Origin of the sequence: Rhizobium beringeri, from assembly GCF_004306515.1 — a bacterium.
Classification (GTDB): domain Bacteria; phylum Pseudomonadota; class Alphaproteobacteria; order Rhizobiales; family Rhizobiaceae; genus Rhizobium; species Rhizobium beringeri.
In genome coordinates this window covers 2,846,768-2,862,666 of the sequence record NZ_SILG01000001.1, presented here as the reverse complement: position 1 = coordinate 2,862,666, position 15,899 = coordinate 2,846,768, and the positions used below count along the sequence as shown (strand labels likewise).

Genomic DNA, 15,899 nt, shown 5'->3' with positions numbered 1-15,899 from the left:
AACCCTCTCCCCGTAAAAACGGGGAGAGGGGACGTGCCAAATGCAGCGTCGATGTTGGGGAAAGCCGGTGCGGCATATCCCCTTCGCCCCGTTTACGGGGAGAGGTGCCGGCAGGCGGATCAGCGGCTACGGCCTTCGCAAAGATTTTGAAGAATACGAGGACAGGAATCGATCATGGTAATGATCCAATGCATTTCACCGGTTGACGGGTCGGTCTATGCCGAACGCGCAGCCCTTTCTTTCGATGCCGCCAAGGACGTGGTGGCGCGCGCCCGCAAGGCGCAGAAGGCCTGGGCGAAACGGCCGCTCGAAGAGCGTGTGCAACTGGTGCTGAAGGGGGCTGCGCGGCTGAACGAGATGTCCGACGTCGTCGTGCCGGAGCTTGCCTGGCAGATGGGCCGGCCGGTCAAGTATGGCGGCGAATACAAGGGCTTCAACGAGCGCTCCAACTATGTCGCTTCGATCGCGGCGGATGCGCTGGCGCCTCTCGTCGTCGAGGAGAGCGAGCGTTTCGAGCGCCGCATCGAGCGCGAGGCGCATGGCGTCGTCTTCGTCGTCGCGCCGTGGAACTATCCCTATATGACGGCGATCAACACGATTGCGCCGGCATTGATGGCCGGCAATACCGTGGTGCTGAAACATGCCTCGCAGACGCTGCTGGTCGGTGAGCGGCTGGTGCAGGCCTTCACCGAGGCCGGCGTTCCTGAAGATGTGTTCCAGAACGTCTTCCTCGATCACGAAACGACGTCGGCGCTGATTGCCGCCGGCAGCTTCAATTTCGTCAACTTCACCGGATCGGTCGAAGGCGGGCGGTCGATGGAGCGGGCCGCCGCCGGCACGTTCACCGGCCTCGGCCTCGAACTCGGCGGCAAGGATCCGGGTTATGTCATGGAGGACGCCGATCTTGAGGCGGCCGTCGACACGCTGATGGACGGCGCGACCTACAATTCCGGCCAGTGCTGCTGCGGCATCGAGCGCATCTACGTGCATGAATCGCTCTATGACGCATTCGTCGAGAAGTCGGTTGCCTGGGTGTCGAACTACAAGCTCGGCAATCCCCTCGATCCCGATACGTCGCTCGGGCCGATGGCACATAAGCGCTTCGCCAAGGTGGTGCGCGAGCAGATCGCCGATGCGGTTTCCAAGGGCGCCAAAGCGCTTGTCGATTCCAAGCTTTTCCCCCAGGATGACGGCGGCGCCTATCTTGCACCGCAGATTCTCGTCGACGTCGACCACTCCATGGCCTTCATGCGCGAAGAGACTTTCGGTCCGGCGGTCGGCATCATGAAGGTGAAGAGCGATGAGGAGGCACTCACTTTGATGAACGACAGCCAGTACGGGCTGACGGCCTCGCTCTGGACCAAAGATGTCGAGCGGGCAGGGCGGCTCGGCCGCGAGATCGAAACCGGCACCGTTTTCATGAACCGCGCGGACTATCTCGACCCGGCACTTTGCTGGACCGGCGTCAAGGAGACCGGCCGCGGCGGTTCGCTGTCGATCATCGGTTTCCAAAATCTGACGCGCCCGAAATCCTTCCATCTGAAGAAAGTCACAGCATGAGCAGCAACATCATCGCAAATTGGAGCTACCCAACATCGGTCAAGCTCGGCCGGGGCCGCATCACGGAACTGGCCGACGCCTGCAAGAGCCTCGGCATCAAGAAGCCGCTGCTCGTCACCGACCGCGGCCTTGCCTCGATGGCGATCACCAAGACTGCGCTCGATATCCTCGAAGATGCCGGTCTCGGCCGGGCGATCTTTGCCGATGTCGATCCGAACCCGAACGAGAAGAACCTCGAAGCCGGCGTCAGGGCCTTCAAGGACGGCGGCCATGACGGCGTCGTTGCTTTCGGTGGCGGCTCCGGCCTCGATCTCGGCAAGTGCGTCGCGTTCATGGCCGGCCAGACGCGGCCGGTCTGGGATTTTGAAGATATCGGCGACTGGTGGACGCGTGCGAGCCTTGAGGGCATCGCCCCGATTGTCGCCGTGCCGACGACGGCGGGCACCGGTTCGGAAGTCGGGCGCGCCAGCGTCATCACCAATTCCGAAACCCATGTGAAGAAAATCATCTTCCATCCGAAGTTCCTGCCTGGCGTCGTCATCTCCGATCCGGAACTGACGGTCGGCATGCCGAAGATCATCACGGCCGGCACCGGCATGGATGCCTTCGCTCATTGCCTGGAGGCCTATTCCTCGCCCTTCTATCACCCGATGTCGGCCGGCATCGCGTTGGAAGGCATGCGCCTCGTCAAGGAGTTCCTGCCGCGCGCCTATAGGGAAGGCACCGATCTGGAGGCCCGCGCCAACATGATGTCGGCCGCCGCCATGGGCGCGGTCGCCTTCCAGAAGGGGCTCGGCGCCATCCACGCGCTGTCGCACCCGATCGGCGCCGTCTACAACACCCATCACGGCATGACCAATGCGGTGGTGATGCCGGCGGTGCTGCGCTTCAACCGCAAGGCGATCGAGGAGAAGATCGGCCGCGCCGCCGCCTATCTCGGCATCGCGGGCGGTTTCGACGGGTTCTACGACTATGTGCTGAAGCTCCGCTCCGAACTCGGGGTGCCGGAGACGCTGTCGGCAATGGGAATTGCGGCCGACCGCATCGACGAATTGTCGGCCATGGCGATTGAAGATCCGAGTGCGGGCGGCAACCCGGTTGCAATGACGCTCGAAAATACCAAGGCCCTTTTCAGGGATTGCTTCTGACAACATAAGAGCGGACCTACTAATTGGCCTGGAAAACCGCGGTTTTCCAGGCTTTTTTCATTCGGGCGGCATCCCTAGTTTTAGGGATGTGAAAAATACCGGCTGCAATTTCGCCGCGCGTGTTTCCAATTTGTTAACCATGATTAGAAAGGATGGATTAACCGCACGATGCTCTGAGGGTGCGTAAATGAGCAATTCCGGCTCGCACCATTTCCTTCCGAGGACCGAACATGCCTGTCATCACATTCGCAAATACCAAGGGCGGCGCCGGCAAAACGACCGCTGTTCTCCTGCTCGCGACCGAGCTTGCCCGCAAAGGCTATCGCGTCACCATTCTCGACGCCGATCCGCAGCACTGGATTTCGCGCTGGCACGAGATCTCTGGTCATGTTCCCAATCTTTCGGTGATCGATTTCGTGACAACCGCGTCGCTACCGCTGCATATCAGCGAGAACAAGCACAATACCGACTATTTCATCGTCGACCTGCCGGGTGCACGCAATCCGCTGCTTGCCACCGCCGTCGGCCTGTCCGACCACGTGCTGATCCCGATCCAGGGCTGTGCGATGGACGCGCGCGGCGGCGCGCAGGTACTCGAACTGCTGCAGTATCTGGACGAGAAGGCCGGCATCAAGATCGGCCATTCGGTGGTGCTCACCCGCGTCAACTCGATGGTGACGACACGGGCGCTGCAAGTCGTCAAGTCGCTGCTCAGCGAGCGGCATGTACCGGTGCTGGACACTGCCATTATCGAACGCTCCGCCTTTCGCGACATCTTCGACTGTGGCGGCACGCTGCACACGATTGATCCGACGCGCGTCAGCAACCTCGACAAGGCCCGCGAAAACGCCACCTGTTTTGCCGAGGAAATGATGCGCAAACTGCCGGTGAGGCTGGTGGCGTCCGCCCGCATGGCGACGGCAGCCTGACAGTTCCCGCATCCTCGAACGAAGTGCGTCCGGTTCGCTCCACGACGCATTTTGTTTTTCAGGCGCTTGCCGTGTGGCTGCCATCATTGAGAGAATGAGCCAGAAGGGCGGAAAGACGCCTTTTGACTTCGGCCAATTCGTCCGACATGCGATTGCGTTGTCGCGGCAGACCTATATCGACCACCTCTAGAATGCGTCCCGGCCAGGGGCGCATCACGACGACGCGATCCGCCAAAAAGGCTGCCTCTTCGATATCGTGCGTGACGAGCAGCATGGTCGTGGCATTCACGCGCCATAGATCGATCAGATGATCCTGGAGTTCGACACGCGTCATCGCATCGAGTGCGGAGAAGGGCTCGTCCAATAGGAGAACGGCCGGCTTCGTCACGAGTGCTCGCGCCAAGGCCACGCGTTGCGCCTGCCCGCCGGACAGCTCCTTTATCCAGCGCTTCTCGTAGCCGCGAAGGCCAATCTTCTCCAGGGCCGCCGATACCTGCTCATCCCGTTCGCTGCTTGCTAGGTGGCGCAGGCCGAAACCGATATTGTCCGCGACTGTCAGCCATGGAAAGAGCCGGGGCTCCTGGAAGACGATATTCACGAGCGAGTCCGGCTCTGTCAGCAGCCGTCCCTCCAAGCTGATTTCGCCCTGTGTAGGGCCTTCGAGGCCCGACAACAGTCTCAGAAGGGTGCTCTTGCCGCAACCCGATCCTCCGATGACCGCGACCAACTCTCCCTTGCCGATACTGAGGGAGAAGTCCTGCAGAGCATGTGTTCCGTTGGGATAGATCTTGGATAGGGAGCGGATGTCAAGCATGTCAGATCCCGCTCGCATGGGTGTCGCGCCAGCGCAGGAATGGCGCGCTCGCAATCAGAAGCAGGCTATCGGTCGCCTTGCCGACAACGGCAAAGATCAAAATAGCCGCCAGGATCTGATCCGGCTTTCCGAGTTGCTGACCATCCACCAGAAGATATCCCAGGCCTTCGGATGCGCCCATGAATTCCGCCGCAACGACGAACATCCAACCAAGGCCCAGGCCTGCGCGCAGGGCAAGGATAAAGTCCGGAAGGACCGCCGGCAGCAGGATCAGACGAATGAGCTCGAAGCCCGAAAGCCGAAAGACCCGGCCGACCTCTACGATGCGCCTGTCGACGCCGACGACGGCGCCATACACTCCTAGATAGACCGGGAAGAAGACGCCAACGGCAATCAGGGCGACTTTAGAGGCTTCGAAGATACCGAACCACAGGATGAACAGTGGCACCCAGGCAATGGAGGGAATGGCTCTCAGAGCCTGCAGGGTCGGATCCAGCAGACGTGCGAGCGGTTTGGAGTACCCGGTCAGCGCCCCAAGAACGGTCCCCGCCAGGGACCCGAAGGCGAAGCCGATCGCCACTCTGCGCAGCGTCGCGCCGACATGCGTTGCCAGATCGCCGGAGGCCGCCAGCGCATAGACCGTATAGAGAATTTTCGAGGGCGGGGGCATCAAACGACCTCCGACCATTCCCGCACGAACGAGGATTTCCCAGGCGGCAAACAACGCAACCGGAAACACGATTCCGACAATCGGGCGATCGAAAGGCGAAACCCGGCGCTGCCGGGTCTCCCTTCCTGTTTCCGCATTGTGCCATGACAGCGCGATGTGCACCAAGGACATGGGAACGCTCTTTCTATCGCTTCACTGGCCGAGTGCGGCCGAGGCATAGCTGGGATCGACCAGCGCCGATACGGTCTTGACGACATCGACATCCGCCTTGATGACGTCGGCCTTTTGCAAAGCGAGACCCGCTGCTTCGATCGTCTCCCGCTGTGCATCGCCGATCACGGAATAGGTGAGGTTCGTGCGCTCCAGCTGGCGCTCTATCACCGTGTCGGGCAGCTTGGTGGCGGCAACGAGGGCGGCTTTGAGCTTGGTCGGATCTTTCAGAGCTTCAATGCGCGCCTTCTCGTAGGAAGCAAGCACGCGTTTGACGAGATCAGGATGCGCGGTAGCAAACTCTTCGCGCACGTTAAGCACGCCCCAGCTGTTGTTTTCCGGCTTGCGATAGAACAGCACATCGCCATCTTCAATCTCGGCGGAGGCCATGATCGGATCGAGGCCGGCCCAAGCGTCGACGTCGCCCCGCTTCAGCGCAAGGCGGCCGTCCGCGTGCTGCAGCAGAACAAGCGAAACGTCCTTTTCAGTCAGACCTGCATCGGCGAGGGCGCGCACCAGGAAAATGTGCGGGTCGGTGCCGCGCGTCACGGCGATGGACTTGCCCTTGAGGTCCTGGACCTTGGCGATGCCGGTATCCTTGCGTGTTACGAGCGCGGTCCATTCCGGACGCGAATACACATAGATGGATTTGATCGGGTTGCCGTTGACGCGGCCGATCAATGCAGCCGCACCCGCCGTCGAACCAAAGTCGAGGGAGCCGGCATTCAGGAATTCCAGGGCTTTGTTGGAGCCTGCGGACTGGACCCAGGTTATCTTGATCCCATCCTTTTCGAATTCCTTTTCCAGAATGCCTTCATCCTTCAGAATGAGGCTGACCGGGTTGTAGGTCGCCCAGTCCACGCGAATTTCCGAGACATCGGCAGCCTGCGCCGTGCCAACTGCGACCAAACCCGCCAAGACGCTTAAAGCCAATCGAACAAGCGATTTCATGCGACCTCCAAAATGTTAGGAAGTGAAATCTACAGATTTAATAGCTTTTTGGCGCGCTTTCGAGTTCCAAACTTTGGTACGGGAGAGCAATTTTGAACTGCCGTCGCGGCCCGCGCTAGATTGTTGTGTCAAAGTGCGGGGCAGCACCGATCCAGCCGCGTGTTGGTCGATCCAGTCACGTGACATTGTTGTCTGTTCGCTTTGCGGTCATTCCGCCTGAAGACGCGATGGTATGTTCAGTCGACGAATTCGACCGTCACTCCCGGCTTGACCATCTTGGCAAGCTCTGTCGCATCCCAGTTGGTCAGACGGATACAACCGTGGCTCTGAGTGCGGCCGATCTTCGAGGGTTCGGGCGTGCCGTGAATGCCGTAGGTCGGCTTGGAGAGCGCCATCCAGACGGTGCCGACGGGGCCGTTCGGGCCGGGCGGGATGTTGAGGATCTTGTCGTTGGCACCCTGCTGGAAATTGATCTTCGGATTGTAGGTATAGCCGGGATTGAAGGCGACACGCTCGACGTTCACCAAGCCTGACGGAGAGGGCGTGTCGGTGGAGCCGATCGATGCCGGGTAGGCGGCGAGGAGATTGCCGGCGCCGTCATAGGCGAAGACCTGCTTGCGGCCCTTGTCGGCGATGATGCGGGCGACAGCGCCGCTCTTCGGCTCGCCCGGATTGACGACCTTGATGACGGTGCCGGGAACGGTGAAGTCGGCGCCGGGGTTCATCTCCTTGAGGAAAGCCTCATCCATGTGGAAACGCTCGGCGAGCATCTCGGTGGTCGAGGTGTAAGCCAGCGACGGCAACAGCGCCTTATGTGAATAATCTTCCGGGATCTCGGCGACGAAGGGACCGGCGGCATCGGCCGGCGTGATCGTGTAGCTGATGACAGGCAGGCCACCATTCATGCGCAGCTCTTCCAGAATGGCATCGGTGTCGTTGGGATCGAGCTTCGACCCGGTCATCTGGTCATAGGCATAGATCCCCTTGGTGACGTTCGAGCCCATATGGCCGTCGATGACGCCCGGAGAGATGCCGGCGCGATCGAGGAAGACCTGCAATGCGACGATCTCGGGCTTCGACTTATTCTTCAGCGTGATGACGGGCTCATCGGGTGCGGCCTTCGGTTGGTCGGCGGGCGGGATCTGCTGGTCCGGGTCGATCGAGGCATAATCGTCGCCAGGCTGCGGATTGCCGATGCTGTTATCATCGGGATAGGGCTGCTCGCCGAGCGGCCGGCGTTCGATCGCGGCATCACGCGGAATGCCGCCGGTGACGGCGCCGCGCTCGGAATAACGTGTATCGCCATCGGGATTGTTGTCGGAATAATAGGGGTCGTTGCCATACTGGTCGTTATAGACCTCGCGCGGGCCCGGCCGCGGCGGATAGTAGCCCCGCGCGCGCATCTCGGTGGCGACGACGTTGCCATAGCCGTCAATCAACACGCGATTGCCACTCTGGTCCCGGGCGTAGATATAGCCAGGTGGAACATAGTCGAGGATTTCGCCGCTCGGCGTCACAAGCACGATATCGCTCTGGCGGCGGTCGCGGAACTGCTGCGCGCCTGCCTCCGGCGGTGTAGCCGCAAGGGCAGCCAGGACGGCCGCGAAGCAAAATGCCGACTTCAAAAAGCGATTCACGTCTCATACCTCGAACAGTGACTGGGCAGACACACACCTGCGAATTTTGACGCTAGTGTGGAATTTATGAAACCGTGCTGAACAAAATATGAAAATCACTAAGATTTCCTTTTACTCATAAACGTTTGCGTCCTTGTGTCAGTTCCGCAAAATCCACGGTTGCTGCAAAAACACAAGATGGGATGGCGCTGATTGACGAATGGCGGCGCGAAACCTAACGCTAGCGCATCATGCTTTTCGAAAAGCGGAATCGATTTTCGGAAAGCATGATGCGTCGATTCAAAGTGTTAGAGCGTCCTTTGTACGTCCGAAAGGACGCACGGCGCTCTAAGGGCCGATAATTCCCCGAGGAGACCGTGATGATCGAATTTGCCGCCGCAAGCGGGCCGCGCCTGATGCTGGACGAAACATCGGTGCTGGATATCGGCGGATGCATCGTCGACGGTGTCGATATCGCGCCGAAACGCGCCATTCCCGACGACGGTGATGCGCGAATCGATCACTCGCTCGAAGGCTTCCTGTTCACCTGCGGGCCGGATCATATCCGCCACCGCCAGCCGATTCCCGGTCGGGATGACGGCAAGGTCTATCCGCTGCACGGATCGGCCTCCGGCCATGCAGCAAAGGTGCTGTGGACAAAGTTCGAGAATGGCAATGCCGAATGCCGCGCCGATATCGACATCACCACCGTCGAAGGACTGCCGCAGCGCATCGAGCGGCTGTGGCGGATCGACGGGGCGACCGGCGAGGTACGGCTCGAGGACCGGGTCGTCAATACGAGCGATCGGATGGTGCCGACCTTCCTGATGTACCACATGAACACTGGCGGCAAATGGCTGGACGAGGGCACGCGGCTCGAAGGTCGGATGCTGGAGAATGGCGGTTTCCCCTGGGCATTCGGCGAGGAGCCGGGCGGCATCTTCTGCGTCGCGGCGCCGGCGACGGAGGAGGGTTTCGCGGAGGTCCGCCTCGGACCGATCGCCGCAATCGGCGGCAGGACGCTGCGTGTGCGCTTCCGCGCCGACACGCTGCCCCATCTGCAGGTCTGGCGGAACCAGAAGGCGCCGGCCCATATCATCGGTATCGAGCCGGTTTCGCATCGCTGGATATCGCGCGACGAGCTTCAGGCCGCTGGTGAGTTTAATATGCTGGCGCCCGGCGAGAGCCGCAGCTATGCGCTGACCTTTACCTTCCTGTGAGCGAAGTCTTGTTGACGCTGGCAGACCTCCGTCGTAGACCTTCAGCCCACGATTTTTGAGGAGACAAGACGATGGATATTCGCCAGATCGACGATGAATATTCGGTTTCAGGCCAGATCACGCTGGACGAGCTCGACGAGATCAAGGCGCTGGGGTTCAAATCGATCGTCTGCCACCGTCCTGACCACGAAAGTCCCGACCAGACGTCGTTCTCCATCATCGAGGCGCGCGCCAAGGAGCTCGGCCTCGAGATCGCCCATGTGCCGGTTGGACCGATGGGCGTGACCGAGGAAGCCGTGCAGGGCATGGTCGACGCGCTCGATGAATTCCCGCGGCCGATGCTCGGCTATTGCCGCTCTGGCGCACGCTCGACGGCGATTTACCAGAAGACCCACCATATCCGTAATTGAGCCCGTTCCGGCGGGTCGATTTTCCGGCGTTGAACCTCAGCGCCGCCACCTTCCATTCACTCAGGAGACTATAATGAGCATCAAGCGTATCGACGTCGGCTCGCGCATGAGCGGCGCCGTCATTCACGGCAACACGGTCTATCTCGCAGGTCAGGTCGGCGAGGGCGAAAGCGTCACCGATCAGTGCAAGTCCTCGCTTGCCGAAGTCGACCGCCTGCTGGCTGCATCGGGCAGCAGCAAGTCGAAGATCCTGCAGACGATCATCTACCTGTCCGATATCGCCGATTTCGCCGAGATGAACGCCGTCTGGGAAGGCTGGATCGATCCGGCCAATCCGCCGGCCCGCGCCACCAGCGAAGCCAAGCTCGCTGCGCCGAAATACAAGGTCGAGTTCATCATCACGGCCGCACTCGACTAGAGTAACTCCAGGAAAAGTGCGAAGCGGTTTTCCGTCCGGGATTGCGCAAAAAGCAAAAGATTAGAGCGGCTCTGCGCTTCTATGAAAAGCTGAACCGCTCTAAGTCACACCATTCCGATTGCCTGAAGCCGGTGAGCACTGCGCGTGCTCACCGGCTTTTTGTTTGCGCGATTTCCGAAAGCGTGCGTGTCGGTGTGATCGCTTCGGGATCGAGCTTGACCTCGATGATTGCGGGCTTGCCGCTGGCGCGTGCCCGCTCGAAGGCCGGGGCGAAATCCGCTGTCGTTTCCACCGTCTCGCCGTGGCCGCCATAGGCGCGGGCAAGGGCCGCGAAGTCGGGATTGGTCAGATCGGTGCTGCTAACGCGGCCGGGATACTCGCGTTCCTGATGCATGCGGATCGTGCCGTAGATGCCATTGTTGACGACGACTGCGATGATCGGCAGGCCATAGCGGATGGCAGTGGCGAATTCCTGGCCGTGCATCAGGAAGCAGCCGTCGCCGGCAAAGCAGATGACCTCGCGCTCGGGAAACAGTCGCTTGGCGGCCACCGCCGCCGGCAGGCCGTAACCCATCGAGCCGGAGGTGGGGGCGGCTTGGGTGTTGAAACGGCGAAAACGATGGAAGCGGTGCACCCAGGTGGCGTAGTTGCCCGCACCATTGGTGAAGATCGTCTCCGGCCTGGTATTGGCCTCCAGCCATTCCATGATCGGCCCCATATGGACGGCGCCCGGACCTGTCGTTGGCGGGGTCGACCAGGCGAGATAGGCCTGGTGCAGGCCCGCGGTGCGCTCGGTCCAGTGCGGTTCGGCCGGCGCTTCCAGATCGGCGAGCGCGGCGACGAAATCGGCAGGTGCCGCGCAGATGGCAAGATCCGGGCGATAGACGCGGCCGAGCTCGGAAGGGTCGGGATAGATGTGCACCAGCGATTGCTGGGGGTAGGGGACATCGATCAGCGTATAGGACGAGGACGGCATTTCCGACATGCGGCTACCGAGGAGGATCAGCAGGTCGCTTTCCTTGATCTCTTTCGCCAATGCCGGATTGATGCCGATCCCGACATCGCCGGCATAAGAGGGATGAAGATGATCGAACAGCATCTGCCGGCGGAAGGAGCAGCCGACGGGCAGTTGGAAACGCTCGGCGAAGCTCTGAAAATCGGCGACGGCATCGGCATCCCAGCGTGTGCCGCCAAGGATCACCATCGGCCGCTCCGCCTTCAGCAAGCGGAGATAGAAATCGTCGATCTGGCGGCGGCCGGGATGGGCCTCGACGTTGGCATAATGCCTGGCGCGGGGTGCCTCGACTTCATCGCGCAGCATGTCCTCCGGCAGCGTCAGCACGACAGGGCCGGGCCGGCCGGAGGTTGCGACCGCAAAGGCGCGGGTGACGAATTCGGGAATGCGGGCGGCATCGTCGATCTCACCCACCCATTTGGCGAATTCGGTGAAGGCGCGGCGGAACTCGACCTCCTGGAAGGCCTCGCGCTCGCGTGCTTCCCGCTGTACCTGGCCGATGAACAGGATCATCGGGATCGAGTCCTGCCTTGATATATGCAGGCCGGCGGAGGCGTTGGTGGCGCCGGGGCCACGGGTCACCATGCAAATGCCGGGTTCGCCGGTCAGCCGGCCCCAGCAATCCGCCATCATCGCCGCTCCGCCCTCCTGGCGGCAGACGAGGACGTCGATATCGCTGTCGCGCAACGCGTCGAGCGCGGCGAGGAAGCTCTCGCCGGGCACGCATGAGAGGCGCTTGACGCCGTTCGCCTTCAGTGCCTCGACGATTAGTTCTCCGCCCGTCTTCTTCATAACAATGCCTTCTTCATGACGATGCCTTCCTTTCGCGCTCGGCGAGTTCCGCCAGAATTTCTGCCTGGTGCTCGCCGAGACGCGGGCTCGGCCTGATATAACGCAGCGGCGTCTCCGACAGCACCACCGGCGTCCTGACACCGGGGATCACGGTGCCGACAGCATCCGCAAGGTCGATGCGCAGGCCGCGGGCCTGTATCTGCGGATGGGCGAACATTTCCTCGATCGTGTTGATGGCGCCTGATGGAACCGCGTTCTCCTCACAGGCCTTCAGCAGATCCGCCTTCTGCCATTTCAGCGTCTCGGTGGAGACGAGGCGTCGCACTTCGCCGCGATTGCCGACGCGGGCCATGTTGGTGGCGAAACGCTCGTCGCCGGCGACGGTCTCCAGGCCGAGGATGGTGCAGAGGCGACGGAACTGCCCATCGTTTCCGACTGCGAGAATGAGATAACCATCCGCCGTCGGCACGACCTCATAGGGCGAAATATTGGGATGGGCGTTGCCGAGGCGGGTCGGTGCCTCGCCGGAAACCAGGTAGTTCATGTTCTGATTGGCGAGCACGGCCGATTGCACATCGAGCAGGGCCATGTCGACCAACTGGCCTTCGCCTGACTTCAGGGCGTGGATCAGGGCGGCTTCGATCGCCGAGACGGCATAGATGCCGGTGAAGATATCGGCGATGGCGACGCCTGCCTTCATCGGCTGGCCGCCTGGTTCACCAGTGATCGACATGAAGCCGGACATGCCCTGGACGATGTAATCGTAGCCGGCGAGGCTGGCATAAGGGCCGTTCTGGCCGAAGCCGGTGATCGAGCAATAGACGAGCTTCGGGTTCACCTTGCGCAGGCTGTCATAATCGAGCCCATATTTGACGAGGCCGCCGAGCTTGAAATTCTCGATGACCACATCGGCGGTGGAGACGAGGCGGCGGACGAGATCCTGGCCTTCGGCGCTCTTCAGATCGGCAGTGACGGAGCGCTTGCCGCGATTGGCGGCGTGGTAATAGGCGGCCGAGAGATTCTCGCCGTCGGCGCCCCCGACGAAGGGTGGGCCCCATTGGCGCGTATCGTCGCCGCCGTCGGGATTTTCGACCTTGATGACGTCGGCGCCGAGATCGGCGAGCATCTGTCCCGCCCAGGGGCCGGCGAGCACGCGGGCAAGCTCGATCACCCGGATACCGGCAAGCGGCGGCTTTTTCGTCACGGTCTCCGTCATGTTCCTCCGGCAGGTTCAGAGCATGATGCCGAAAAGTGTGAGCGGTTTTCGGATGACATTATGCTCGCATTCTAGTTTTAAGGTGCCAGCGTCACCTCAGATGTATCGGATACAGGCTTTGAAGCAAAGCGGCGCTCGCGCCAGAGGATGTAGAAGCCCGATGCCACGATGATGACAATGCCGAGCCATTTGACCGCATCCGGAAAGTCGCCGAAGACCAGCCAGGCGAAGATTGTCGCCGAAACGATCTCGAAATATTGCAGCGGCGCCAGCGTCGAGGCCGGTGCTGCGCGATAGGCGTAGACGCCGAGGATGCCGGTGATTGCGGCCATGGCGCCGACGCCGGCGACATAGAACCAGGCGCGGCCTTCCGGCATGACCGGATCGAAGAGGTCGGAGCCGGTTCCCTGACCCAGGAAAAGCAGGAGGACACAGAAGAGCAGGCCCCAGATGCTCATCTGGAACTGCATCGACCAGGGGTCTTCCCTGCGCGAAAGGGCGCGGGTCATCAGCACGAAGATCGCGATGCAGAGCGCGCTGACGACAGGCAGAAGCGCGATGTAGCCGACCTCTTCGAAACTCGGTTGGATGATCAGCATCGCCCCGAAGAAGCCGACGCCGCAGGCGGTATAACGCCGCCAGCCAATTGTCTCCTTCAGGAAGATGCCACCGAGGATCGTCACCATGATCGGCTCGACGAAGAAGATCGCGATCGCGTCGGCGACCGCCATATATTTCAACGTCGTGACGAAGGAGATCATCGAGACGGTGATGATCGCGCCGCGGATGGCATGGAACAGGCTCTGTCGCCAGGAGAAATCGGTGAAGCTGCGCCGCCATATCACGAGTGGCAGCATGCAGAGCGCCTGGACGATGAAACGGCCGGCGGTGATCTCCCCGGATGGCACGGTCGTGATCGCAAGCTTGGCAAAAATATCGATGAGCGGCGAGACCATCACCGAAAGAACCATCAACACAAGCCCCATCGTCACGTCGGAGGCGGACGAAACGGGGCGGGCGGAGGTGCTGTTCATGATGAAATCCCTGTCACTCAGGATATTGGTCGCTCAGGATCTTGCGATCGCCTTGTCGCACCAGTCGGCGAAGGCTGCGATCGCCGCATCCGCGCCGGTCTCGTTCAGCGTTTCGTGTCGCATGTCCTGATATATCTGAGTGCTGATACGGGAGAAGCCCCGGCCTTTCAAATGGTTTGACAGCCAGCGCACGGCTTTTCCCCGCTCCGTCGCCGGGTCCTCTCCACCGCCGACGAGATGGATCGGCATATCCCGCGGCAGCCGGTCGAGATGGATTTTCCGCGGCGCGCGGAAGGTCAGTTCGAACAGATCGAGCCAGAGAGAGACCGAGGCGTCGAAGCCGCAGAGTGGATCGGCGACATACTTGTCGACTTCATCAGGACGACGCGACAGCCAATCGAACTCGGTGCGGCGGCCGGCAATGGATTTGCCCCAGGTGCCGAAGGTGAGCTTCGGCAACAGGCCGCTCGGCACGTCGGAGCCCTTCAGCATGCGCTCGGCAAGCAGCATCGACTGGGCGGTTCGGCCGGCAAGGCCGACGGCGAAATTCGAATTCCAGATGGCGACAGCATCGAAGTCGGCCGGAGCGGTGACGGCTGCATTGAGGGCGATGAGGCCGCCCATCGAATGGCCGAAGAGGATCACCGGCAGGCCGGGATGGCGGGAGGCCGCATGGCCGCGCATGGCGATGACGTCGCCGATCACCCTTTCGACCCCACCGCGCCGGGCAAAGCGGCCGATCGGCGCATCGGGTGCCGTCGTCTCGCCGTGGCCGCGATGATCGTGGGCATAGACGTGATAGCCGTGCTCTGCCATCGCCTCGGCAAAGGAGCGGTATCGTTTCGAATGTTCGGCCAAGCCATGCGATATCAATAGGATGCCGCGGACCGCAGCTTCGGCCTTGGCATGGTGATAGGCCAGCGACGCCCCAGGTACGACGAGCCTTTGCGTTTCAGAAAACATGTGGGTCCTCCCGGCGGCAACAGACCAGATCGCCGGGTAATTGCAACATCGGCGTTTGATTATCCGATAACAAATTGCGGCCTTGTTGCGATTCAGGGTTGCGGCCTTTCAATCTTCATGCTTATTTGTTCCTGTATTGTTCTTTTTTGGGGGTTGAAATGAGCAGCATGCAGTTGCGTACCTTGTCGTTCGCTGTGTCGATGGTTATTGCCGGCGCCGCCGTGGCGCAGGAGGCCGGCGGGCGCACCCGCTTCATTCTGGCGGCGAGCTGGCAGCCGGCTTTTTGCCAGACAAACCAGAAGAAGGCTGAATGCGCTACGCAGGCCACGGAGCGCCATGACGCGACGAACTTTTCGTTGCACGGGCTTTGGCCAATGCGGCAGGATTATTGCGGCGTGAGCGCCGATCAGAAGGCCGCCGACAAGGACGGCGACTGGAACAAGCTGCCGGAGGTCACGCTTTCGGACGAGACGAAGACGGCGCTGGCAAAGGCGATGCCCGGCACGCAATCCGGCCTGGAACGGCATGAATGGGTAAAGCATGGCGCCTGCACGAAGATGAGCGCCGACGACTATTTCGGCGTTGGTGTGCATCTTGTAGGCGCACTCAACGCGTCGGCCGTGCGCGATCTCTTCGCTGCCAATATCGGCAAGCCGGTCAAGGCCGAAGCGATCAAGGCGGCTTTTGACAAGAGCTTCGGGCCGGGTGCCGGCGATCGTGTCAAGATGAGCTGCCGGCGGGCCGGCAATATCAGGATGATCAGCGAGCTGACGATCGGGCTTTCGGAAGCCGCCGGAGCGGCATCGGCGAAAAGTGCCGGGCTTGCCGATCTGATCCAGGGTGCGGGAAAAACGTCGTTCGGCTGCGACGAAGGCGTCGTCGACGCTGCGGGCTTTTGACCGGAAATCCTGAGTAAACCGGGTTTCGGCGTTG

15 protein-coding genes are annotated in these 15,899 nt (G+C 61.3%); 7 read left to right on the top strand and 8 right to left on the bottom strand.

What is annotated here, in order from left to right; translation table 11 throughout:
• Positions 1-174 precede the first annotated feature (174 nt).
• From ELH03_RS14490 to ELH03_RS14480, 3 genes are all read left to right on the top strand, one after another.
• Positions 175-1,560 (top strand): aldehyde dehydrogenase family protein, encoded by a 1,386-nt coding sequence (locus ELH03_RS14490; RefSeq protein ID WP_128410767.1) that lies wholly within the window; start codon positions 175-177, stop codon positions 1,558-1,560.
• Positions 1,557-2,708, top strand: coding sequence for an iron-containing alcohol dehydrogenase (locus tag ELH03_RS14485; protein ID WP_128401159.1), 1,152 nt, complete (start codon positions 1,557-1,559; stop codon positions 2,706-2,708). Before ELH03_RS14490 ends, ELH03_RS14485 begins: the two co-directional genes overlap by 4 nt.
• A gap of 230 nt (positions 2,709-2,938) precedes the next feature.
• Positions 2,939-3,637 (top strand): AAA family ATPase, encoded by a 699-nt coding sequence (locus tag ELH03_RS14480; RefSeq protein ID WP_128410766.1) that lies wholly within the window; start codon positions 2,939-2,941, stop codon positions 3,635-3,637.
• A 58-nt stretch (positions 3,638-3,695) separates the two neighbouring features.
• Here the strand turns inward: ELH03_RS14480 and ELH03_RS14475 are convergent, their stop codons facing one another.
• The 4 genes from ELH03_RS14475 to ELH03_RS14460 form a co-directional block, all read right to left on the bottom strand.
• Positions 3,696-4,451: an ABC transporter ATP-binding protein gene (locus tag ELH03_RS14475; RefSeq protein WP_128410765.1), complete on the bottom strand. Its 756-nt coding sequence runs from the start codon at positions 4,449-4,451 to the stop codon at positions 3,696-3,698.
• 1 nt (position 4,452) lies between these two features.
• Positions 4,453-5,292, bottom strand: coding sequence for an ABC transporter permease (locus tag ELH03_RS14470; RefSeq protein WP_128410764.1), 840 nt, complete (start codon positions 5,290-5,292; stop codon positions 4,453-4,455).
• Between the two features lie 21 nt (positions 5,293-5,313).
• Entirely contained in the window at positions 5,314-6,282 is a 969-nt protein-coding gene (locus ELH03_RS14465) for an aliphatic sulfonate ABC transporter substrate-binding protein (protein ID WP_128401163.1), read from the bottom strand.
• Between the two features lie 236 nt (positions 6,283-6,518).
• A complete protein-coding gene (locus ELH03_RS14460) occupies positions 6,519-7,919 on the bottom strand; it encodes a L,D-transpeptidase (RefSeq protein WP_128410763.1) in 1,401 nt (466 codons plus the stop codon).
• Between the two features lie 359 nt (positions 7,920-8,278).
• Between ELH03_RS14460 and ELH03_RS14455 the strand changes: the two genes are divergently transcribed.
• The 3 genes from ELH03_RS14455 to ELH03_RS14445 all read left to right on the top strand — a co-directional run bounded on the left by ELH03_RS14455 (position 8,279) and on the right by ELH03_RS14445 (position 9,946).
• On the top strand, positions 8,279-9,118 hold the full coding sequence (locus tag ELH03_RS14455) for an aldose 1-epimerase family protein (protein WP_130766442.1): 840 nt from the start codon (positions 8,279-8,281) through the stop codon (positions 9,116-9,118).
• 71 nt (positions 9,119-9,189) lie between these two features.
• Positions 9,190-9,528: a protein tyrosine phosphatase family protein gene (locus tag ELH03_RS14450; protein ID WP_128410761.1), complete on the top strand. Its 339-nt coding sequence runs from the start codon at positions 9,190-9,192 to the stop codon at positions 9,526-9,528.
• Between the two features lie 73 nt (positions 9,529-9,601).
• On the top strand, positions 9,602-9,946 hold the full coding sequence (locus tag ELH03_RS14445) for a RidA family protein (RefSeq protein WP_018446572.1): 345 nt from the start codon (positions 9,602-9,604) through the stop codon (positions 9,944-9,946).
• Positions 9,947-10,094: 148 nt separating this feature from the next.
• Here ELH03_RS14445 and ELH03_RS14440 read toward each other — a convergent pair whose 3' ends face one another.
• The 4 genes from ELH03_RS14440 to ELH03_RS14425 form a co-directional block, all read right to left on the bottom strand.
• Positions 10,095-11,753 carry a thiamine pyrophosphate-binding protein gene (locus tag ELH03_RS14440; RefSeq protein ID WP_130766441.1) on the bottom strand — a complete coding sequence of 553 codons (1,659 nt, stop codon included), beginning with the start codon at positions 11,751-11,753 and terminating at the stop codon, positions 10,095-10,097.
• Between the two features lie 13 nt (positions 11,754-11,766).
• Positions 11,767-12,969 carry a succinate--glutarate CoA-transferase gene (gene caiB / locus ELH03_RS14435; protein ID WP_130766440.1) on the bottom strand — a complete coding sequence of 401 codons (1,203 nt, stop codon included), beginning with the start codon at positions 12,967-12,969 and terminating at the stop codon, positions 11,767-11,769.
• A 77-nt stretch (positions 12,970-13,046) separates the two neighbouring features.
• Complete coding sequence (locus ELH03_RS14430; protein WP_128401168.1) at positions 13,047-14,003, bottom strand: DMT family transporter; 957 nt, start codon at positions 14,001-14,003, stop codon at positions 13,047-13,049.
• A 33-nt stretch (positions 14,004-14,036) separates the two neighbouring features.
• Positions 14,037-14,966 (bottom strand): alpha/beta fold hydrolase, encoded by a 930-nt coding sequence (locus ELH03_RS14425; RefSeq protein ID WP_130766439.1) that lies wholly within the window; start codon positions 14,964-14,966, stop codon positions 14,037-14,039.
• Positions 14,967-15,124: 158 nt separating this feature from the next.
• Here ELH03_RS14425 and ELH03_RS14420 point away from each other — a divergent pair, with 158 nt between their 5' ends.
• Entirely contained in the window at positions 15,125-15,865 is a 741-nt protein-coding gene (locus ELH03_RS14420; RefSeq protein ID WP_130766438.1) for a ribonuclease T2 family protein, read from the top strand.
• Positions 15,866-15,899 lie beyond the last annotated feature (34 nt).